We start from the raw sequence: 20865 nt of genomic DNA on the forward strand, positions 1-20865 counted from the left end.
TTAATAAATCATTTTTCTCTGCATTTCGTACATGAATTTTCCGAGATGCAATATCCAAATAAATGAGATTAAGCCAATTAATACAAAGTCGATATCACTAGCCGCCGTATATATAACGGCAGCCCACCATACATATGCCAATATTGTATTCGTAAATTCATACGCTTTATATCCAGCCTCATGCACAATGTGCTTTAATCCTTCATCTGCGTTTTTCGTCCACATTTTCATAGATTCCATATATGTTACACCTTGTTCAGGATATAACTTATTATAACGATTTTTTATTATGAGCCCGCTAATCACTACAATAGTTAAACAAACAATAGAAGCTACTAAATTCCACACTGCAAATGAAACATTTGTATCCTGCAACAGTGCACGTCTACATGCAATAACTGCATATACAAACCATGCCTGCGTAACTATATCACCTACACGTAAATACATACTTATAATGCCTAATTTTCTGCCTTGTACACTCTCTTCTTCATCGCGTGCCTCAGCTAACATACGTGTATTCTTCCAAGTGTAGTACATCATTAAGATTCCAAAAATGGTGCATACACCTATAAATGTATTAGATGATAAATTTCTCGGTTCATCCGAGAGTAAATCTAAAGCTATATATGATGTTAAAAAGCCACCCATCATACTTAATGCCATTTTCCCCACAAAATCAAATTGTTTTTTTCGTTTACTCTTCATCATCCTCTTCCCCCTCCACTAACTCAAATATTTCCTCCACCGGTACATTGAAAATTTGTGCGATTTTTAGCGACAATACAATAGATGGTGCATAATCCCCGCGCTCAATTAAACTAATCGTTTGTCTTGATGATCCAATCGCTTTCCCTAAATCCCCTTGTGATAAACGATGCTTTGCTCGCAATTCCCTCACTCGATTTTGAAGCTTCATGTCTTCCCTCTTTTTCATTTATTTAATTAAAATTGTAAATAATATCCTTATTTTTGTCAATTATAATTGTCATTACGACTATGATAATTGACAAAAATAAGGATGTATTATGACAGAAATAACCTATATAATGAATGTGAAATATGAAACAAAGGAAGTGACATATGAATAAAACATCTACCTTTTCCTACATTCTTACTAAGCTTACAGCTACTTTATTATTACTTATTAGCACACTTCTCTTAATAACTAGTCAACCAACACTATATAGTTTCTTAACTGGATTACGAGAACTACTATATGTTCCCTTTGTTCCTATTCTTGCGGCATATGCAATTTTTTGTTCTATTTGCATCGATAATTTGAGCTTACACACTTATACACGACTAAAGACATTATGCCTTTATATTTTTTGCGGTTATTTATTTTTTCTTCCACTCCTACTATTTAAAGAAGCTGATCTAATAGAGTTTTTGTTTCTCGGATCAATTGGAGCAATATGTTCTCTTTTTTTCTATTTATGTACAGTTATAGCAACAAAACTTAAGTGGATACAATATGTCATGCCAGGCATTATGCTTATTATATTTATCACAATCAACTTTATCGATTTAGAAAAGATTGGAACATCAAAAGAACAATGGGTCGAAACAAAAACAGAAAACTCTTTTGAAGCATCTTTTCAACATTTTAGTGGTGAACATAAAGTCCCCATTGAACTAAAACGAGGAGATATATTAGAATTCACGATTGAATCACGAGCTGAAAATCCGGATGGCTACATAGGAGACATCAAAATGGCTAGTGAATTTCAAGAGGAAGAAAATTATTTAGCTTCAGTCGGCCCTGATACGTATCATTTCGCAGCAATTAAGACCGGAACTTATTACATTATAGTTAGCGGAAACCAATTAAAAGGAAAATTAAAAATACACTGGAACATAAAATAAAAAAGGCAGTGCGTCCGCACTGCCTTACTAAATTTTGACATAGAATGGATTTCATATTAACTTGCGTTTTGTAATAATACTCGTTTTAACTGTTTGCGGAAACGAACTCCTAACGTAATAGTTACAATTACAATTACTCCAAAAATGATTTTACCGATGTGACCTTCTAGCACTCCAAAAATATCATGTAAGTTTCCACCTAACCAGTAACCACCGATTAAGAAGAATGATACCCAAAATAGAGCACCTGAGTAAATTGTAATCGCAAAGCGGCGGAATGGTAAGTTAATAATTCCTGCAAAATATCCTGTAAAATGGCGTACACCAGGAATAAAGAAACCGATAAAAATCAGGAAGTATCCATACTTATCAAACCACATTCTTGTTAAGTCGATTTTTCTTTGTGTTAAAAATACGTATTTCCCATACTTTTGAACAAAGGGCATACCTAATTTATTTCCTAAAAAGTATTGAATTGTCATTCCTACACTTGTACCAATAAAGGATAGAATAATTAAAATCGGTAAACTTAAATCACCCTTATGTGCTAAAAATCCCGCATATGCTAACGTTGGCTCTCCCGGAAACGGAAGTGCAATATATTCTAACAGCAAACCAACAAGTACAACATAGTACCCGTATTGCTGAAATAATTCATGAATCCATTCCATGTCATCTCTCCTTTCAATCACGTGCAACTTCTTACTAATATTGTATAAAAAAATTGTCGAAATAACTATCACAATAGCTTACATTTTTATTACATTTTTGTAAGGCTCACACTAAACTTTTACGTTCATTATTTACTCTCATTTTAAAATAATTTAACAAGTATATACTGTGAGAAATTCGGGTCTTAACATGCATTTTTATCCAGTTTTTAACACTTTAAAATCACCTTATTTTGTTCTCAATAAAAAACCACCACAAACTCATACTAACTTCATATTAGCTTCATATACGTATTGTAAGATTATATCGGAATTTGTTGAAAAATTTAACCAATATATGACTAAGCATTAAATTGAATAAATATAAGTCGTTTTTCGAAATTGAAAAAAGGGTGAATAAGAAATGGAAGCTTATAAAATGCACGATTTTATTAATACAAATGTTGAATCTCATCAAAATGAAACCGTTTTTAATTTACACATATGTGAAACAAATGAATTTGACGTAAGTTTAACAAAATCTACAACACTGTCTTTTATCGTTTCAAAAAAGAACATTAAAATTGTTACGAAAAAATGGATTAATTCAAATCAAGAAAGCATGATTGGCAAAAGTTACATCATTCCAACGAAAGCTTTCCACTACTTCTTACCAGTTATTTCTGAAACTGAAGATGAACTAAATATTCAAGTGCAAAGTTTTGGACTACATGGTGAACTTTTACTAAATGAAAGATTACTCATTGATAAAAACAACAAACACAATCCAAAGATTACTACCTTCTTTGAAACATTAGATGAAAATGTAAATAAAGTATTAAGAGGTTTGCAAATTCATTGTATGTAAGACTATTACAATAGCAAAAAGGAGAATATAATGAAAAAACTATTATTAAGCGCACTATTATCATTAGGATTTTTAACTATTCCATTCACAAATGCTGAGGCAGCTACACCGAACGCTCAACTAATTGTAAACACGCAGTTAAATAAAATGGATTATTATCAAAATGGAACATTTATAAAAAGTTTTACTGTCGCTACTGGTAAAGCAACTACTCCTACACCTAAAGGCACTTTCCAAATCGTAAATAAAATTAAAAATCGTCCTTATTATACAGGCAAAATTAAAGGCGGAGATCCACGTAATCCACTTGGTGACCGTTGGCTTGGACTAAACATGGCAGGAACTTACGGAACAACTTATGCGATTCATGGTACGAACAATAATCAGGCAATCGGCAAATGGACAACACTAGGTTGTATTCGTATGTATAACAATGATATACACTGGTTATTTGAGCGTATTCCCCAGCAGGCTACTGTCACTGTAAAATAACCTATCAACACGATTTACGTGTAGCCAAGAATTTTATGTCTTGGCTTATTTTATTTCTTCATTTACAGTAGCAAAACAACTGTATTTACATATATAATAGGAATAGATTGTGTTAAGTAACATCCAAACATTGATAAACATGGATATTAAAATTATACAGTTATAATATTTTATAAATTTTAAAATACATACTATAATAGAATTACTGTAATTCTTAAATATTCAGTTTCACTAAACAACTCCCCTTGCTACTTTCATGATTATTTTATGGCGGGGGCTTATTATATGTATAAACAATCTGAGTCATCGAAAAAATGATGAATTCGAATATTGCAGTAAAAAGCGTTATTTAGGAGGTGTTACTATGACGCATATACTGGTGATTGAAGACAACCCAGATATACAAGAACTAATTCGTGAATTTCTAATGGCACAAAACTTTACCGTTGATGTCGTTGGCGCTGGAACAGAAGGCATTCTTCTTTTCCAAAAAAATTCATACGACCTTGTCCTCCTTGATGTGATGTTACCAGATATAGATGGCTATAGTATTTGTAAAATTATGCGAGGACAATCCGATGTACCAATCATTATGTTAACAGGCTTACAAAATGAAGAAAGTGAAATTAAAGGATTTGAATTAGGTATTGATGACTATATTACGAAACCGTTCCATTACACCGTATTTATTAAACGTGTAGAAGCTGTATTAAGAAGGGCAGCTACGAAGGAAGCCGAAGCTGCAACGATACTACAATTCCATGAATTGATGTTAAATTCTACAGCATATGCCGCTTATGTTCATGGTAATCAAATTGAATTAACAACAAAAGAATTTGAAATTATTTATACTTTACTGCAAAATCGGGGAAAAGTACTATCAAGAAGTGATTTGTTGAATAAGGTATGGGGCTATGAACATTATGGTGATGTAAGAGTTATAGATACACATATTAAGAACTTACGAAAAAAATTAGGAATTCCTTATATTAAAACGGTGAAAGGCATTGGCTACAAAATCGAATCGTAGCAAAGACAACATCACCAAAAATATTTTCATCAAAACCTTATTATTTTGTATTCTTTTATCACTTTGTCTTTATCAAATTATTTACTTCCTAGCTTCAAACTATGATAAAGAACGTTTTGCAAAAGAAAATAGAGCGCTAACTACAGAACAAGCGAATTCAAATAAACAAAACGACCAAAGTAAAACGAATCAACATAAAGCTGGATCACAGGGAGACATTTTTAATTTTCAATCTTCAGTTATAGATTATAAATCACTCTCTACAGCTATCAATCACCTTTTGCAGCCTAGCCAAACTGCAAAAGCAAAAGAACATACACAAAATATCACGGGGAAAGATAGCACTGCTGCTCCACTTACAGAAATGGAAAAGCAAGTCGCTACTAATAATGATGCCTTACATAAACAAAATGCAGCAAGTAAAACAAATGATGCACAAGATAATCCAAAATTAACAGATGTACTGCAGCAATTAGCTCCACATATTGGCGCGACAATGCTTGCATTATCTCTGCTCGGCTCTTTAATTTATGCAAAACTAATTGCTAAACCTTTTCAATATATGAGTGATGCTTTAAAAGATATTATGAATCTTGATTTCTCAGATAAAAAACTACTTAACAAAAATACAGATCAAACAGATTTTAATTTACAAGTAGCTGCTTCACAGGTCCCAAATATAGTGAAGAATTTACATGCGAGCAATCAAGATTTAAGAAATGAACTCAAAAAGGAACAACAATTAGAACAATCTCGTAAAGAATTTATGTCTATGGTTTCCCATGAATTAAAAACACCAATCGCAGCCGTTATGGGGCAACTAGATGGCATGATTCACGGAATTGGAGCTTATAAAGATAGAGATAAATATTTAAAACGTTCCTATGAAATGATGCAAGATATTAACATATTAACGGAAAAAATGTCGGAATTATCCAAAATACAAAATCCTCAATTTAAACCAGATTTAAAAGTTATCTCATTAACTAATATCATTGAGGATGTTATGAAGAAAGTAGATTATTTCGTATCTGTAAAGCAATTAAATGTTCAATCTAACATTAAACAAGATGTACAAGTTTTAGCTGATCCTAAATTTATTCAAACTGCCATTTTCAACATTATTTCAAATGCAATTCATTATACAATTGACCATCAGCATGTATATATAAAGCTTTATGAAAAGCCAAACGGTTACGCATTAGAAGTATTAAATACAGGTTCACAAATAGATGAAGATAAACTTGCCCATTTATTTGAACCATTCTATCGCGCAAACCCTGACAAACATGGCTTAGTACAAGGTAGTGGTCTTGGGTTATACATTGTAAAACAAATACTAGATAAACATCAATTTCCTTATGGTATACAAAACACACCTCAAGGTGTAAAATGTTCTATTGTATTCCCAAAAGCAATGTAAAAACCTACTACAATTTCATACCCCAAATTCATACTTCGTATGAATGGCGGAATTTTGTAGAGTATATGACTCTGTTTCGTTCGCCCGTTATCCTTATTTGGATAGCGGGCGTTTTTTATTATGTAAAAGGAGGATTTTCATGGAGAAATTTAAGTATTCATTACTCGTTTTATTCGGAGCTTGTAGCTACGGCGTACTTTCAACTATTTTCAAACTCGGATTCATTGATGGATTTTCAGCACATGAACTATTAGGAGGACAATATGTCTTCGGATGGATCGGGCTTCTTCTGCTCGTTCTTTTCGCTTCACGTCATAAAGTAACAAAAAAGCAATTCTTTTCCTTACTAACAGTCGGCACAACAATGAGTATGACTGGTATCTTCTATGCTATTTCTGTAGAAGAACTACCAGCATCTATCGCTGTCGTCCTACTTTTCCAGTTCACATGGATTGGTGTAGTCATTGAAGCAATTGCAAATCGAACATTTCCAAGCCGTGAGAAAATTATATCTATCATTATTTTATTTACTGGTACATTGTTTGCAGGCGGTGTCTTTGAAGGTCTCGGACAAAGCTTTTCCACGAAAGGTATTATCTTTGGTTTATTAGCCGCTGTCTCTTTTTCATTCTATGTGTTTGCAAGTGGGCGCGTTGCTACAGAAGTAGCGCCTTATACGAAAAGCTTTCTTATGACAACAAGCGCTACTCTTATCGTATGCTTATTCTTCCCGCCAACCTTTTTAACAGACGGTGCCTTGCAAGCCGGTCTTTGGAAATACGCTTTCTTCCTCGGATTGTTTGGCGTTGTCGTGCCTGTCATTTGTTTTTCAATTGGCGTACCGAAAGTTGGAACAGGACTTGGTACAATATTAGGAGCAGCTGAATTACCAACGGCCATTATCGCTTCTATTACACTTGTACATGAAGTCGTAACCTTTATGCAGTGGATTGGAATCATCTTTATACTACTTGGAATTTTTACTCCTCAGCTGCTTACCGCTAGGAGAGCAAAGAAACATAGTAGCGTGCATAGTGCGTAACAAAAGACCTTTCATTTATTTGAAAGGTCTTTTTCTCTATCTCACTTTAACGCACTAAATAGCTTTTCTATCTCACACTCAATTTGTTTCACATCAATTCGTTCAAATAGCGGCTGCACACGATCGATTCTATTCGGCAACGTGTTTTGAGGTTCCCAATTTTGATTCACAATCGATAATGTATTTCTAACTCTTTCACTTGAAAATGGTAAAAACGGTTCAAGGAGATTTGCAAAATTAGCGATAAGATACACACAGTTATAAATCGTTTCTTCGCATGAAACTGGATCATCTTCTCGTTGTTTCCAAGGCTGTCTCTCATCAAAGTATTTATTTGCAAAACGTACTACATCAAATATTGTTTCTAGCGCCACCTTAAATGTAGTTTGCTCAATGGCCTCTCCAATATTTTTATATAATCCTTCTACTTTATCTTTCAGCTCTATATCAATACTTCCCTTCGGCACAATACCACCATAATATTTTTCAATAAACTTTAACGTCCGGTTCACAAAGTTTCCGTATGCACCTAACAATTCACTATTATGGCTGTAAATGAATTCACGCCATGAAAAATCAGTATCACGATTTTCTGGTGCGTTAACTGTTAAAAAGTAACGAATAGAATCTGGATTGTAGCGCTCTAATATGTCAGGCACCCATACTGCCCAGTTTTTACTTGTAGATAATTTTCTTTTTTCAACTGTTAAATATTCATTCGAAACGATATGACGTGGGATTGCACCTTCTCCTATTCCAAGTAATACCGCTGGCCAAATGACGGAATGAAACGGAATATTATCCTTTCCGTGCACATAATATGTTTTCGCTTCTTTATCCCAAAACTCTTGATCATCTTTCCCTGTTTCTTCAGCCCAATGTTTACTCGCTGAATAATACCCTGTCACTGCTTCAATCCATACGTAAATTTTCTTATCTTCATACCCTTCGACTGGAATTGGTACCCCAATTGGTAAATCACGTGATACGGCCCTATCTAGTAACCCTTCCTTTACATATCTCTCTGTTAGCTGAATCGCATTGTCGCGCCATGTTCCTGTTTGTTTGGCGTTTTCTACAGCCGTTTTAATTTGCTCCTGAAATGTATGCAATGCGAAATAAAAATGCTCTGTTTCTTGCACGGATGGTGTACTACCACATAACTTACATTTCTTTTCTAACAAATCCAGTGGATCTAAAATAGCTGAACATGCATCGCATTGATCTCCTCTTGCTGCTTCATGACAATGCGGACATATTCCTTCTACATAACGATCAGGTAAAAACTGCGTACACGTTTCGCAATATGCTTGTTCCACTGTTTTTTTATAAATATGTCCCTCTTCTAATAAACGTAAAAAAACATTTTGAACCGTTTCATGATGGTGCTCACTATCTGTACGTGTATAGCAATCATACGTAAAACCAAGGCTACGAAAACATCGCTCAAACTCTTCGTGATACTTATTAGCAATTTCCTTCGCCGTCACACCTTCTTGTTTTGCCCTAATTGCAATTGGTGTTCCATTACAATCACTTCCCGAAACATACAACACATTCTCACCTTTTGCCCGGTAATAACGTGCTAAAATATCTCCAGGTAACAAACTCGCAATATGTCCAAGATGTAATGAGCCATTTGCATACGGCCAAGCTCCTCCAATAAAAATACTCATCTTACATTCCTCCTTTTAAATATAAAAAAGCCCCGCCCTTATCTTAAAAAAGATAAGGGCGGGGCTGTATAAACAGTCGCGGTACCACCTTATTTCGCCAATTACTCACATAATTAGCCTTAACAAGTACTGAGCTATATGCTCTTATACTGTGGTTTTGATAACGAGTACCAACTCTCGTCGCCGCCTACTATTATCATTTCATAAGTTCAGGACGAAGCTCAAAGGCCATTGTTCAAATGAATATTCTTGCTTCTTCTCAGCTACCGAAGCTCTCTGGACAGAATGATTTCATTCTACTTTTCCTTTTCAACGCTTTTATATATAACACGTATTTTACGACTTACTGGCAGAAAAATCAAACTTTTATTCAGAAAGAAGAGGAAATCCCATCCTCTCATAGAATAACTATACGTTCACGAAAGGAGTGATACGATTGAATCAAAAACAACTAAGCGCACGTAATGAAAAAAGCTGGAATGCAGCTGCGTATGAAGCTTGGACGAATCGCCACGGGGCGCCAGCTGATTATGCGAAAAGGCTTATGGAAGATCCCGTGCGCGAGGTAAATCACTATTTACCTTACATACAATCTCCAAAAGGAAAACGTATTATTAATTTACTCGGTTCAAAAGGCAATAAAGCCGTTGCTCTCGCTCTTTTAGGAGCTGACGTAACAGTTGTGGATATTTCAGCAAGTAATGCAAAATATGCAAATGAACTTGCTGAAGCAGCAGGTGTTTCTATCCAGTATATCGTTTCTGATGTATTACATGCGCAGCTCTCCGAATCATTTGATATCGTATTGCTGGAACTTGGTGTACTCCATTACTTTCTAGATTTAAAACCTCTCTTTCAAAAAATTGCTACCTTACTGAAAGAAAATGGAATGCTTATCCTTCGTGACTATCATCCTGTTTACACGAAATTATTAGGGGGCGACCACCCATCATTTCGGGCTAATGGAAATTATTTCGATGAAGAATTAATGGAAGATGAGGTTGCTTATAGCATTCTTCTTACAGAAGCGCAGAAAGAATCGTTACCTAAAACAACCATCCGTCGCTGGACGCTAGGAGAAATTATTACAATACTTGCAGAAGCTCATTTTAAAATTGAAAAACTAGTTGAAGAACACGGGTCTCATCAAAGGTGGGTCTTCTCTCCTACTGCACCGGAAGGAATGGAAGAGCGTGTGCCTGGTTTATATACATTAATTGCGACAGCATGCAAAAAAGGATCCCTTCACGGATAGGATCCTTTTTGCATGCTCACGCATATAAGTTGAGGTTGGAGATTACCATAATTCTGTAGAATAGGACACAAGATATTTCAACATTTCGTCTCTGACTTACGTCGTCAAAAAGGGGTATGACCAACATAACGAAGAGTAATGTTCATAGTTGATACTGATAATCGTTATCAACTAATTAGAAGTATACATGATGTAATTTCAAATTACAATAGTATTTCTCATTTTTATTTATGAATTTTTTGATATACAAATGTATACATTTTAAGAACATTTGCTCATATGAATCTGCCTCCTTCCATTATCTGCTATAATTTTCATTGAACAGATTAATAACTTCATAATAATGTTTTTATTAATTTCGTTCTTAACATTTATAAATCATAATAAATAGTTTTAAAGGCAGGGGTAACGATGAAATATGTTAGTATTCGAAAAAAACTACTGTTCACACTCTTAAGCATTTCTTCTTTATTTAGTATTGCTCTTATTGTTATTCTTTCATTCGCCATGAATCAAGCAAATGAAATCGAAACCTTAAAAAATGATGTATCAAAAAGAGCAACAATTTTAAAAGAACGTGGTGATTGGTTCCAAGCACAAGTTGCTGGCTTACAAGAATATTTACTATCACATGATCAAAAAGGATTAGATAAATTCAACCGAGAAGGAAAAAAACTAGCTGATACTAGAGAAAAAGTAACAAGTGATAAAAAGCTCCCAGAAGGAATGAAAGAAGCGATTTTAATGGGAGGAAAATGGCGAAGCGTCATAGATAATGAAGTCCTTCCTCTCGCTCGCGAAGGAAAATGGGACGAAGCATCTAAAATCACTTTGGCTCAAACCGATTATGTAAACGACCTTTTAAGTCGTTTTACTAAATATGCAAATGAAGAAAATGACAAACGTGACGCATTAATTGCTGACGTAGAGTCTTCTTCATCTCTTATTCAATATATTATTTTCTTCTCCCTCATTACATGTACAGTAACGTCTATTTTATTAGCATGGTGGTTCTCTGGTAAACTCGTTAAACCGATACGACAAATTGATGAGAAATTAAAAGAATTAGCTTCTCAAGATGGCGATTTAACCGCTAGATTACACGTAACGAGTAAAGATGAAATCGGTGATATCGCCAATTCCTTTAATCAAATGCTCGCTAATTTACAACGTATTATAAAACAAGTGCAACAAACATCTACAAGTGTCAAAGAAGCGTCTGAAAATGTGTTTATCGAAACAACTGCTTCTATGGAAAACACAGCAAAAACCGAGGAAACTATGAATGCTCTTGAACATAATATTCGTTCACAGGTTTCCAGCATAGAAGAAAGTTCAACTGCAATGGATGATATGGCAACAAGTGTCCAGCGTATTGCAGAATCTGCCTCTTCTGTTGCTAGCCTAGCTGTTACAACTTCAGAAAAAGCAGATAGTGGGAATAAAGTCATTGAGAAATCTATTACACAAATGCATACCATTAATGAAGCTGTTAACGCTACATCACAAGTAGTAGAACGACTTATTACACATACAAATCATATTGATACTGCACTTCAATCCATTTCTAATATCGCGGAACAAACGAATTTACTTGCTTTAAATGCTTCAATTGAAGCAGCACGTGCTGGCGAACATGGGAAAGGATTCGCTGTTGTTGCCGATGAAGTGCGAAAACTTGCTGAACAATCTCAATTAGCAGCAACTGATATTAACCATTTACTTTATCAAATTCAAGCAGATACAAAAATAGCAAATGAAATGATGGAGCAAGGGCAATCAGAGGCGTCTGAAGGAATTACAGTCATTCGTACCGCTGGATCTTCATTCTCAGAAATTGTTAACCACATTAACAAAGTCTCTACACAAATACAAGAAATGTCTGCAACTGCTGAAGAAATGGCCGCAAGTTCTGAAGAAATGAATGCAACTTTAAATAACATTGCTTCTATTTCAAATGAAGTTGCCGCCGAAACATCACAAACAGCAACTTCAGCTGGAGACCAAGTAAACAAAATGAGTGTCGTCGCTAAAAAGGCGTCTGAAATGAAATCGACTGTACAAGAACTTGAAGTTCTCGTTTCTCATTTTAAAACAAATGCTTAAAGTTAAAAAAGAGAGATTTACCATCTCTCCTTTTTAACTTTAAAATATCTCTTTCTATCTCTCATTCCGTCTGCTATAATTCCTAAAGGAAAGAAGAAAGCTTTATTCCAGACGGAGTAAAGCTTTCTTTCAATTTTTTACATTAATTAATTCTAATACTATGATTTCACAAAGGAGGCTTTTTATCATATGAATTTTATTAGCATTCGAAAAAAACTAATGTTCATGATGGGAACGATTTGCGCTTTATTTGGCATCGCCTTAGCTTTTATTTTATTTTTTGCTATCGACCAATCTCGTAAAGCTGAAGCATTACAAAAAGAAATTTCCCCTCTGGCAACACAATTAAAAGAGCGTGGGGACGCTTATCAAGTACAGCTCTCTGCTTTAAGAGGTTATTTATTACAACATGATCAAGTCGAATTAGACAAGTTTAATGAGATGAGTAAACGTCTGGAGGATTCAAAAGATAAACTTCTTTCTAATCCAAATGTTTCTCAGTCCATGAAAAATACAATGGAATCAGGATCAACTTGGAGAAAATTTATTGAAGAAAAAGTTTTCACCCTTGCAAAAGAACAAAAGTGGGAAGAGGCTCTACAAGTAGCTTATGCAGAAAATGGTACTGTTTATAAAGTAATTGGTGACTTCACAAATTATAGTAATGAACAAGCTAAGTTACGTGATCAATCTATCGAAAAAATTGATCAATCTTCACTACAAATTGAATATGTTATCTTCTTATCACTTGTTATTTGTATTATCGTAGCTATCACTCTTGCATGGTGGTTCTCTGGTAAACTTGTAAAACCAATTCAACAAATTGATAGTAAACTAAAAGAATTATCATCTCAAGAAGGTGACTTAACAGCCCGCCTACAAGTAAATAGTAATGATGAAATTGGTACGATCGCAACATCGTTTAATAAAATGTTAGAAAACCTACAACATATCATCAATCGTGTTCAAAAAACATCCGTGGAAGTACAAAACGCTTCTGAAAATATGTTAGAAAAGACGAATGTATCACGTGAGGCAACAATAAAAGTTCAAAGCTCAATGTCTAGCTTAAATGCAAGTATTCAATCGCAATCTGCTAGCATGGAAGAAAGCTCAACTGCAATGGACGATATGGCAGTAAGTGTTCAACGCATTGCTGAATCTGCTTCATCTGTAGCAGAACTAGCTGTAACTACTTATGAACATGCGAATGATGGAAATACTGTTATCCAAAAATCTATTACACAAATGACAACGATTCACGACGCTGTAAATGCTACGTCAGAAGTGGTCGAACGTCTAATCACTCATACAAAATATATTGATACAGCTGTACAATCTATTTCTAATATCGCAGAACAAACAAACTTACTTGCTTTAAACGCTTCTATCGAAGCAGCTCGTGCTGGCGAACAAGGAAAAGGTTTCGCTGTCGTAGCTGACGAAGTTCGAAAACTTGCTGAGCAATCTAAAACAGCGGCAACAGATATTAATCAATTACTTCATCAAATTCAAAATGATACAGAAATAGCTAATTCTATGATGTCTCAAGGTCGATCTGAAGCATCAGAAGGTATTAGTGTTATTCGTCAGGCAGGCTCTTCTTTCACAACAATTGTAGAACAAGTAAATCAAGCTTCTACACAAATGCAAGACATATCAGCAACTGCTGAAGAGATGGCTGCAACTGCTGAAGAAATGAACGCTTCACTGAATAACATCGCTTCTATTTCGACTGAAGTATCTAGTGAAACAGCAGCAACAGCACAATCTGCTGAGAAAAAAGTCACTACGATGAATGAGATGACACAAACTGCTAGACAAATGAAACAAACAGTTGAAGAATTAGATCAACTCGTATCTCATTTTAAAACTGAATAGGCACTCCTAAAATATTCCTCTTCCAAGAGGGATATTTTTTGAGCTCATTTCCTGCAAGTTATACATATATCCGTTATAATGAGAATCGATATCATTAATATGTAGGGGGTGCTACACATGTCACAACAAGCATTTGAAGAAAAGTTATATGCAAACTTAGAAGCTGTTATTGACCCTGAACTCGGTGTTGATATTATCAATCTTGGATTGGTTTATGACGTTACGGCAGATGAAAATAATAATGCTGTCATTACGATGACGATGACTTCTATCGGTTGTCCAATGGCTGGGCAAATTGTATCAGACGTTAAAAAAGTATTATCAACGAACGTACCTGAAGTCAATGAAATAGAAGTAAATGTCGTTTGGAATCCGCCCTGGTCTAAAGAACGTATGTCACGTATGGCAAAAATCGCATTAGGTATTCGCGACTAAATAAAGAAAGACCTGACATTCTAGTCAGGTCTTTTTCTCTTATTATTTTACGCCTACTGCATCATAAGCTTTCGTTACAGCTTGTACAGCTTTAGAATCTTTACCATATAAATCTTCAGCTGACTGAAGAGCAGCTTGACGCATCATCTTAAAGTCAGAGTTTGCAGTTAAATATTTCGTAAGAGCACGGTAATAAATTTTTTCTGTCGCTTCACGGCCTACTCCAGTTACTTTCACGTCGTAATGCTCGCCGCCTTCAGATACTAAATATGCAGCTTTATTGTTAATACTACTGTTAATATGAACGCCGCCATTATCAGCTGTTCCAGTGTAGCGTTTATTGTAGTGATCTGGGTAGCCTTCACTTGGCTTTAATGGATTTGGAATAGATGCTGGATCTTTCAGAGAGCGAAGTGCATCACCAGGTTTATCAGGTGTATAAATGTCAGCACCTAAATCCCAGCTCTTCTTCTCAACCATAACACCCATAATATCAGATAACGATTCATTTAACGCACCTGACTCATTTTTATAAACAAGATTTGCTGTATGTTCAGTTACAGCATGCGTTAATTCGTGACCGATAACATCTAGGCCAGCAGATAATGGAATAAATGTTTTACCATCTCCATCACCATACATCATTTGTACACCGTTCCAAGCTGCGTTATTCCAGTTTTCACCTACGTGAACAGAGGAAATAAGTTTCGCACCTTTATCATCGAAAGAATTACGATTAAACGTCTTTTTATAATAATCGTATACTTTTCCTGCATTTACATGCGCATCAACCGCTGCTTTGTCATCAAAGAATTTACTTTTACTTTCTACTTCTAGACCTGTATATCCAAACCATTGCGAGAATAGGTTAAATAAATTTTCATCCATATTATCCGCATTAAATGTATGAACACCTTGTCCACGCTTACCGTCAAATAAATTGAACGCTCCTGTTTTCTCATCTTGCGCAATTTCAAATGATTGTCTAGCCCCTAATACTCCGTAACCGAATCCTGTAATGTGATCTACAGCATTATATTTCTCAATTACATTTCCATTCGTTGCATCAACAAAATAATGCCAATATCCTGGAGCTGGCTTTGAAATCGATGCCTTAACAAGGTATGCAAGATAATAATTCCCATCTTTTTCATACACAAATAAATCTTTTTTCACACCATCATAATTCTTTACTTGGCCAACTTCTTTCTCAATATCTGCCTTTGCAATTGTTTCTGCTTGTTCCGCACTAATACTTGCAGATGCTGGAATATTTTTATCATCTAAATTCGGAATAACTTGTCCGAAGAATGCTTTCACATTATTCTCTTTATCTAGTGTAACAGTTTGATCTGAACCATACACAGGGATGTTATTATGTTTCTCAACTAGCTTCACGTGTGTTGTGCCGGATTCAGCATCTTTTTCCTCCCCAACGACATTGAAGTGTTTATCAATATTTCCTGCTAATTTGAACATATCTTTCTTACTCTCTAAATATTGAAAGACCGTTTCTTTTTTATCTAGTCCTTCTGGTGCTTTCCATTCTTCACCTATGTATGCAGGTGTTTTAAATTCTTGATGATATTGAATTTTTTGTTCTTCCGCTTTCGTTGTCGTTGCTCCAAATGTTCCAAATCCCCCGGCGATAACAGTTAACGCTAATGCTGATGAAATGACTTGCTTTTTCACTATAACATTCCCCATTCCCATAAAGATTTTTGACACTTTTATACAATTCTTGTTTTTCAAGTTGATACCTTTACTTAAAATTTGAGAAAATTTTTTCTGATAATTCCGCTCAAAAAAAGAGGACATCTATCAGATGTCCTCTTTTCTATAAATCTTTTATTGTCTTTTCAATTCAATTGCTACATAATGTGATTGCTCTTTCGCTTCAATATGAATATCTTCTTCTACCGCTTCTGCTGCATCACGCATAACAAGATTTTCACCATTGATTACACTACTTCCTTCAATTTGTACAAGGTACAATTGACGGCCTTCTTTCATAGGAAAATGAATTTCTTTTCCTGCATCTAACGATAAAGAATATAAATTTGCATCTTGGTGAATTTGAATTGGTGCCCCGCCTTCTAATGGAGATACCATATGAAACCATTCGTTTTCACGTTTGCTCCAATCAAATTTAAACTCACCATAGTTTGGTTTATGGTCCGCACGGTCTGGTAAAATCCAAATTTGTAATAAACGTAGCGTTTCATTTCCTAAATTATGCTCACTATGAAACACACCTGTGCCAGCACTCATATATTGAACATGCCCTCGCTCAATGGTTCCACGATTTCCCATGCTATCCTCATGTGTTAAAGCACCATCCACAACGTACGAAATGATTTCCATATCGCGGTGCGGATGCATATCAAAACCAGTTTGTGCCGCTACTAGGTCATCGTTAATTACACGTAATGCACCGAAGTTCATATTATTAGGATTATAATAATTCGCAAATGAAAAATGAAAATGTGTATTTAGCCAACCATGATTTGCTTTTCCCATATTTTTATGATCAACTTTTCTAAACATACCCTTCACCTCATATTATCTCGAATTCAAGATTTATTTTAAAATTTTTTACTGTAACTTTTTTAGTAATTGTAATAATTGATGCTGCTCTTCTACATTTAAATTTTGAAACTGCTTCGCTTGGAATGTTTCTTGAGGCGGAACGATTTCTTCATATAAAGCTTTTCCCTTTTCAGTTAACGAAATATACTTTGTAGTACCTTCTTGTTCGCGATGAATCCACTCCAGCTGCTCCATTTTATTTAAAAGCTGTGTGATATTTCCCTTCGTAACAAATAGCTTATTTCCAAGCTCTTGTTGCGTTAAACAACCCTGTCCTCCAACCTGAGCTAGTACATCAAACTGAGCGGCAGATACATTCCATTCTTTCAAATGCTGATTCGTCTCACGAATACTTTTGTTATAAAAACGTGATAAACGAAACCATAATAGTAATCCGAGCCTATCTTCTGTTTTCATTTCATCACCTCGCTCGTTTCATACCATTAGTTTAGAACTAAACTTCATAAAAGTCAATAACTTACTTTTAGTAACCAAAAAGCACAGCGCTATTTCTCCACTATGCTTTACATTAACTTTCTATTTTTATATTCATCTAGCTTCCTCTCCGCAAACTTTCTCGCATCTTTCTCAATCCATCTATCTTCGTACAATTCCTGTCCAACATACAATACGTCTCTCTTATGTTGCATCGCATGGCGAAATTCATGCAGTAGTGTTTTGAGCACTTGCTCATACTCTTCCCACATACAAACAAAAATTAATTGTTTTTCTTTATGATAAAAACCACCAACTGGGAATAAGAATTCCTCTTCTTCTTCTCCTAACGATAGAAGCACATGATTCGCATCACACGTATCACAAAAAATAACTGGCGTTTTACATACTTCAATCAATGAAAACAAATCTTCTCTAAGCCTTTTGACATCCCAAGGAAGCTCCGAATCCAACACATACCAATTCTCCACCTGTTGATATACATTTTGAAACTGGAGTTCCATTTCTTTTTATTCCCCTTTCCAAGCACCCTTTTTCTATATGTATGCCACAATATGGTAAATATTAAACGTATTCTTTCATCCTTGAAAAAATACCAATAAAAAAAGAATCTATGCCGACATAGATTCCTTTTTCTTAATCACTTTTTTTCATCACTTTTTTTAATACAAAGTAACCAATTGCACAAACAATAGCAGCAAGTGCAAAGTATTTCACATATGGCCCAGCAACTTTATTAATGCTTTCCCACTCTGTTCCTAATTTAAAACCTAAATATACAAACACAATTGACCATGGAATAACAGCTAATGTAGTTAGCGTAATAAACTTAGCATGTGACATTTTCGCAATACCTGCTGGTATGGAAATAGCATGACGCACAACTGGAATAAAACGAGCAGTAAAAATAACGCCGGTTCCGTAACGATTAAACCAAGCTTCAGCATAATCAATATGTTTCTTTTGAATTAAAATATATTTTCCATATCGCTCAAGAACAGGTCTTCCTCCGTATCGACCAATCCAATAAATGAATAGTTGTGCAATTACACCACCAATTGTACCGAACGCGACAGCGCCCCAAAATGTAATGCTTCCTGTTGATACTAAATAACCTGCATAAGATAATACGATTTCACTTGGGATAACCTCTAGCATTAATCCAAGCATAATTCCCCAATAACCAAGTCCTTCTAGTAAAACTAAAACGGAATGAATCAACTCTCCTAACATCATGTACCTCTCTTTACTGTTTTCATTGCAAACAATAAAAGTACAAGCAGGACATATCTTGTACTTTTATTTTTTTAATTTAGTTAGCCTTCGTATCCCACTTAAAGACTTTATTTAAAAATTTATATACATTCTTTGACTCTTTCGTCAAAAGTGGACCTAGGATCGATAGTATAAGCACATATAGTGCTGAGAATGGTTTCAGTACTGACATTAAACCACCCGCGATACCGATATTGGCCATAATGATGGAGAACTCTCCTCTTGAAACGATTGTTAATCCAATATTTGTTGACGCTTTATGAGATAATCCAGCTTGTCGCCCTGCAATCATCCCTGCTACAAAGTTTCCGATGATTGTAAGAAGGACAGCACCTAACGTTAACCATATCGCTCCGCCTAATGAGAAAGGATCAATACTTAATCCGAAACTGAAGAAGAAAATAGCTCCGAAAAAGTCTCTAAATGGAACAACGAGATGTTCAATTCTGTCACTATGCTCTGTCTCAGAGAAAACTAACCCTAAAAGAAGTGCTCCAATTGCTTCGGCAACGTGAATTGTTTCCGAGAATCCTGCAATAAAGAATAATGAAGCAAATACTACAATAATGAAAATTTCATCCGAACTAATATTGAGTAATTTATTTAATAAAGGCGTCGCCTTTCTAGCTACAATAAAGAATAGAAGCATGTACCCTAAAGCAATCCCAATTGAAGTAAGAGCACCTAGGAAGGAAGCATGATCCCCTAGAACTAAACCTGAAACGACTGATAAATATACAGCAAGGAATATATCTTCGAACATGATAATTCCTAAAATTAATTCGGTTTCATTATTACCAGTTCTTCTTAAATCCACTAACACTTTTGCAACGATAGCGCTAGAAGAAATCGTAATAATACCCGCAATAATTAAGATTTCTAGTAAAGGGAATCCCATAATAAACCCGTATAATAACCCAAGTGAAAAGTTAATTAAAATATAGATCGTTCCGCCAATCGCAATAGAACGTCCAGATTTAATTAATTTTTTCATCGAAAACTCTAGTCCTAGATAGAACAGAAGGAACAGAACCCCAATCCGTCCAAGGAAGGAAATTACATTTGCACTTTCAATAAACTTGAAATCGATCACACCTATCGTCGGCGCGTGTGGCCCTACTAACATCCCAAGAACAATTAGAAACGGAATTACTGAGAATTTAAACTTTCCAGCAAGTACTGCCGCAATTGCAACTAATACTAACGCTGTACCAACTTCAAAAATTAACGTATCCATCTAGTCAGTCCCCCTATTCGAAAGTAACTCATTAATAATTTTTTTAATTTCTTCTCTCTCACCAGAAACTACAAGCATATCGCCTTCTTCAATTGCTGTTTCTGGCCCTGGATTAAATAGCTTTTTCATATTCTTTTTCATAACTGCAATAATCGTTACGCTATATGTTTTTCTTATTTCAAGATCACCGATTGTTTTTCCGATTGCAGGAGCTGCATTCTCCACTTTGAACCACTCAATCGCTAAACCTTCAAAGACCATTTCAACATTTTCTAATGCTCTAGGCTTATACACCATTCCGCCTAATATTGCTGCAATTTGTCTTGCCTCTGAGTCACGTAATGAAATACTTGAGATGCTTTCTTCATGGTCTGAATCAAAATGATACATTTCTCTACGCCCGTCATCATGAATAACAATCACAATCTTTTCGTTACCTTTCGTAACAATTTGAAACTTATAACCAATACCCGGAAGTTCACTTTCTCTAATATTCATATTTAGCTCCTCCACAACTTTTTTATTTGAATTTTCTGTTTTTCTGTCTTTTGTTCATCCAATCAATTTTAGAAATTCTAACC

Annotated in this window: 21 protein-coding genes and 1 other annotated feature; of the genes, 10 read left to right on the forward strand and 11 right to left on the reverse strand. The window is 35.0% G+C overall.

Annotation, left to right across the window (positions count from 1 at the left end):
* Together AC3WVA_RS06640 and AC3WVA_RS06645 are read right to left on the reverse strand one after the other, a co-directional pair.
* The gene (locus AC3WVA_RS06640) at positions 1-708 is read right to left on the reverse strand and encodes a DUF3169 family protein (protein ID WP_071758441.1); all 708 of its coding nucleotides are present in this window, start codon (positions 706-708) and stop codon (positions 1-3) included.
* Complete coding sequence (locus AC3WVA_RS06645; protein WP_048528258.1) at positions 698-919, reverse strand: helix-turn-helix transcriptional regulator; 222 nt, start codon at positions 917-919, stop codon at positions 698-700. Before AC3WVA_RS06645 ends, AC3WVA_RS06640 begins: the two co-directional genes overlap by 11 nt.
* Positions 920-1083: 164 nt before the next feature.
* Between AC3WVA_RS06645 and AC3WVA_RS06650 the strand changes: the two genes are divergently transcribed.
* The gene (locus tag AC3WVA_RS06650; RefSeq protein ID WP_098881627.1) at positions 1084-1869 is read left to right on the forward strand and encodes a hypothetical protein; all 786 of its coding nucleotides are present in this window, start codon (positions 1084-1086) and stop codon (positions 1867-1869) included.
* Positions 1870-1925: 56 nt separating this feature from the next.
* Here AC3WVA_RS06650 and AC3WVA_RS06655 read toward each other — a convergent pair whose 3' ends face one another.
* On the reverse strand, positions 1926-2540 hold the full coding sequence (locus AC3WVA_RS06655; protein ID WP_336590723.1) for a DedA family protein: 615 nt from the start codon (positions 2538-2540) through the stop codon (positions 1926-1928).
* A gap of 403 nt (positions 2541-2943) precedes the next feature.
* Here AC3WVA_RS06655 and AC3WVA_RS06660 point away from each other — a divergent pair, with 403 nt between their 5' ends.
* The 5 genes from AC3WVA_RS06660 (at position 2944) to AC3WVA_RS06680 (ending at position 7374) form a co-directional block, all read left to right on the forward strand.
* Positions 2944-3387, forward strand: a complete 444-nt coding sequence (locus AC3WVA_RS06660) for a DUF3978 domain-containing protein (RefSeq protein WP_048528253.1) — start codon at positions 2944-2946, stop codon at positions 3385-3387.
* Between the two features lie 30 nt (positions 3388-3417).
* Positions 3418-3879 (forward strand): L,D-transpeptidase, encoded by a 462-nt coding sequence (locus tag AC3WVA_RS06665; protein ID WP_048528252.1) that lies wholly within the window; start codon positions 3418-3420, stop codon positions 3877-3879.
* A gap of 364 nt (positions 3880-4243) precedes the next feature.
* Positions 4244-4909 carry a response regulator transcription factor gene (locus tag AC3WVA_RS06670; RefSeq protein WP_048528250.1) on the forward strand — a complete coding sequence of 222 codons (666 nt, stop codon included), beginning with the start codon at positions 4244-4246 and terminating at the stop codon, positions 4907-4909.
* On the forward strand, positions 4887-6332 hold the full coding sequence (locus AC3WVA_RS06675) for a sensor histidine kinase (RefSeq protein WP_098345506.1): 1446 nt from the start codon (positions 4887-4889) through the stop codon (positions 6330-6332). The genes AC3WVA_RS06670 and AC3WVA_RS06675 overlap by 23 nt, the downstream gene beginning before the upstream one ends.
* 139 nt (positions 6333-6471) lie before the next feature.
* Positions 6472-7374, forward strand: a complete 903-nt coding sequence (locus AC3WVA_RS06680; RefSeq protein ID WP_098345505.1) for an EamA family transporter — start codon at positions 6472-6474, stop codon at positions 7372-7374.
* A gap of 41 nt (positions 7375-7415) precedes the next feature.
* Here the strand turns inward: AC3WVA_RS06680 and metG are convergent, their stop codons facing one another.
* A complete protein-coding gene (metG, locus tag AC3WVA_RS06685; RefSeq protein ID WP_098881626.1) occupies positions 7416-9050 on the reverse strand; it encodes a methionine--tRNA ligase in 1635 nt (544 codons plus the stop codon).
* A 51-nt stretch (positions 9051-9101) separates the two neighbouring features.
* Positions 9102-9372: a binding site (T-box leader), on the reverse strand.
* A gap of 114 nt (positions 9373-9486) precedes the next feature.
* On the opposite strand from metG, the gene AC3WVA_RS06690 reads away from it, so the two are divergent.
* The 4 genes from AC3WVA_RS06690 (at position 9487) to AC3WVA_RS06705 (ending at position 14727) form a co-directional block, all read left to right on the forward strand.
* Entirely contained in the window at positions 9487-10305 is an 819-nt protein-coding gene (locus AC3WVA_RS06690) for a class I SAM-dependent methyltransferase (RefSeq protein ID WP_098881625.1), read from the forward strand.
* Positions 10306-10716: 411 nt separating this feature from the next.
* Positions 10717-12411: a methyl-accepting chemotaxis protein gene (locus AC3WVA_RS06695; protein WP_098345502.1), complete on the forward strand. Its 1695-nt coding sequence runs from the start codon at positions 10717-10719 to the stop codon at positions 12409-12411.
* A 189-nt stretch (positions 12412-12600) separates the two neighbouring features.
* On the forward strand, positions 12601-14292 hold the full coding sequence (locus AC3WVA_RS06700; protein WP_098881624.1) for a methyl-accepting chemotaxis protein: 1692 nt from the start codon (positions 12601-12603) through the stop codon (positions 14290-14292).
* Positions 14293-14409: 117 nt separating this feature from the next.
* Complete coding sequence (locus AC3WVA_RS06705; protein WP_000082521.1) at positions 14410-14727, forward strand: metal-sulfur cluster assembly factor; 318 nt, start codon at positions 14410-14412, stop codon at positions 14725-14727.
* A gap of 42 nt (positions 14728-14769) precedes the next feature.
* Here the strand turns inward: AC3WVA_RS06705 and nprB are convergent, their stop codons facing one another.
* From nprB to AC3WVA_RS06740, 7 genes are all read right to left on the reverse strand, one after another.
* Positions 14770-16419: a neutral protease NprB gene (gene nprB / locus AC3WVA_RS06710; RefSeq protein WP_141539575.1), complete on the reverse strand. Its 1650-nt coding sequence runs from the start codon at positions 16417-16419 to the stop codon at positions 14770-14772.
* Between the two features lie 156 nt (positions 16420-16575).
* A complete protein-coding gene (locus AC3WVA_RS06715; protein WP_098345500.1) occupies positions 16576-17274 on the reverse strand; it encodes a pirin family protein in 699 nt (232 codons plus the stop codon).
* A gap of 48 nt (positions 17275-17322) precedes the next feature.
* Positions 17323-17733: a MarR family winged helix-turn-helix transcriptional regulator gene (locus AC3WVA_RS06720; RefSeq protein ID WP_098881623.1), complete on the reverse strand. Its 411-nt coding sequence runs from the start codon at positions 17731-17733 to the stop codon at positions 17323-17325.
* A 107-nt stretch (positions 17734-17840) separates the two neighbouring features.
* Positions 17841-18275, reverse strand: coding sequence for a DUF3920 family protein (locus tag AC3WVA_RS06725; RefSeq protein ID WP_098881622.1), 435 nt, complete (start codon positions 18273-18275; stop codon positions 17841-17843).
* 133 nt (positions 18276-18408) lie between these two features.
* On the reverse strand, positions 18409-19005 hold the full coding sequence (gene uptA, locus AC3WVA_RS06730) for an undecaprenyl phosphate transporter UptA (RefSeq protein WP_141539576.1): 597 nt from the start codon (positions 19003-19005) through the stop codon (positions 18409-18411).
* 79 nt (positions 19006-19084) lie between these two features.
* Positions 19085-20284 (reverse strand): cation:proton antiporter, encoded by a 1200-nt coding sequence (locus tag AC3WVA_RS06735; protein WP_048528231.1) that lies wholly within the window; start codon positions 20282-20284, stop codon positions 19085-19087.
* Positions 20285-20782: a cation:proton antiporter regulatory subunit gene (locus AC3WVA_RS06740; protein ID WP_492321836.1), complete on the reverse strand. Its 498-nt coding sequence runs from the start codon at positions 20780-20782 to the stop codon at positions 20285-20287. It abuts the gene before it with no gap.
* Between the last annotated feature and the right edge of the window lie 83 nt (positions 20783-20865).

It is taken from the genome of Bacillus sp. EB106-04-02-XG92 (assembly GCF_058791995.1).

What these genes read in the sequence shown, in the direction of transcription:
- AC3WVA_RS06720 (WP_098881623.1), bottom strand. Translation starts at nt 17,733, where the DNA reads ATGAAAACAGAAGATAGGCTCGGATTACTATTATGGTTTCGTTTATCA.
- AC3WVA_RS06660 (WP_048528253.1), top strand. Translation starts at nt 2,944, where the DNA reads ATGGAAGCTTATAAAATGCACGATTTTATTAATACAAATGTTGAATCT.
- AC3WVA_RS06700 (WP_098881624.1), top strand. Translation starts at nt 12,601, where the DNA reads ATGAATTTTATTAGCATTCGAAAAAAACTAATGTTCATGATGGGAACG.
- uptA (WP_141539576.1), bottom strand. Translation starts at nt 19,005, where the DNA reads ATGTTAGGAGAGTTGATTCATTCCGTTTTAGTTTTACTAGAAGGACTT.
- AC3WVA_RS06650 (WP_098881627.1), top strand. Translation starts at nt 1,084, where the DNA reads ATGAATAAAACATCTACCTTTTCCTACATTCTTACTAAGCTTACAGCT.
- AC3WVA_RS06665 (WP_048528252.1), top strand. Translation starts at nt 3,418, where the DNA reads ATGAAAAAACTATTATTAAGCGCACTATTATCATTAGGATTTTTAACT.
- AC3WVA_RS06695 (WP_098345502.1), top strand. Translation starts at nt 10,717, where the DNA reads ATGAAATATGTTAGTATTCGAAAAAAACTACTGTTCACACTCTTAAGC.
- AC3WVA_RS06735 (WP_048528231.1), bottom strand. Translation starts at nt 20,284, where the DNA reads ATGGATACGTTAATTTTTGAAGTTGGTACAGCGTTAGTATTAGTTGCA.
- AC3WVA_RS06680 (WP_098345505.1), top strand. Translation starts at nt 6,472, where the DNA reads ATGGAGAAATTTAAGTATTCATTACTCGTTTTATTCGGAGCTTGTAGC.
- metG (WP_098881626.1), bottom strand. Translation starts at nt 9,050, where the DNA reads ATGAGTATTTTTATTGGAGGAGCTTGGCCGTATGCAAATGGCTCATTA.
- AC3WVA_RS06655 (WP_336590723.1), bottom strand. Translation starts at nt 2,540, where the DNA reads ATGGAATGGATTCATGAATTATTTCAGCAATACGGGTACTATGTTGTA.
- AC3WVA_RS06640 (WP_071758441.1), bottom strand. Translation starts at nt 708, where the DNA reads ATGAAGAGTAAACGAAAAAAACAATTTGATTTTGTGGGGAAAATGGCA.
- AC3WVA_RS06645 (WP_048528258.1), bottom strand. Translation starts at nt 919, where the DNA reads ATGAAGCTTCAAAATCGAGTGAGGGAATTGCGAGCAAAGCATCGTTTA.
- AC3WVA_RS06715 (WP_098345500.1), bottom strand. Translation starts at nt 17,274, where the DNA reads ATGTTTAGAAAAGTTGATCATAAAAATATGGGAAAAGCAAATCATGGT.
- AC3WVA_RS06670 (WP_048528250.1), top strand. Translation starts at nt 4,244, where the DNA reads ATGACGCATATACTGGTGATTGAAGACAACCCAGATATACAAGAACTA.
- AC3WVA_RS06705 (WP_000082521.1), top strand. Translation starts at nt 14,410, where the DNA reads ATGTCACAACAAGCATTTGAAGAAAAGTTATATGCAAACTTAGAAGCT.
- AC3WVA_RS06725 (WP_098881622.1), bottom strand. Translation starts at nt 18,275, where the DNA reads ATGGAACTCCAGTTTCAAAATGTATATCAACAGGTGGAGAATTGGTAT.
- AC3WVA_RS06740 (WP_492321836.1), bottom strand. Translation starts at nt 20,782, where the DNA reads ATGAATATTAGAGAAAGTGAACTTCCGGGTATTGGTTATAAGTTTCAA.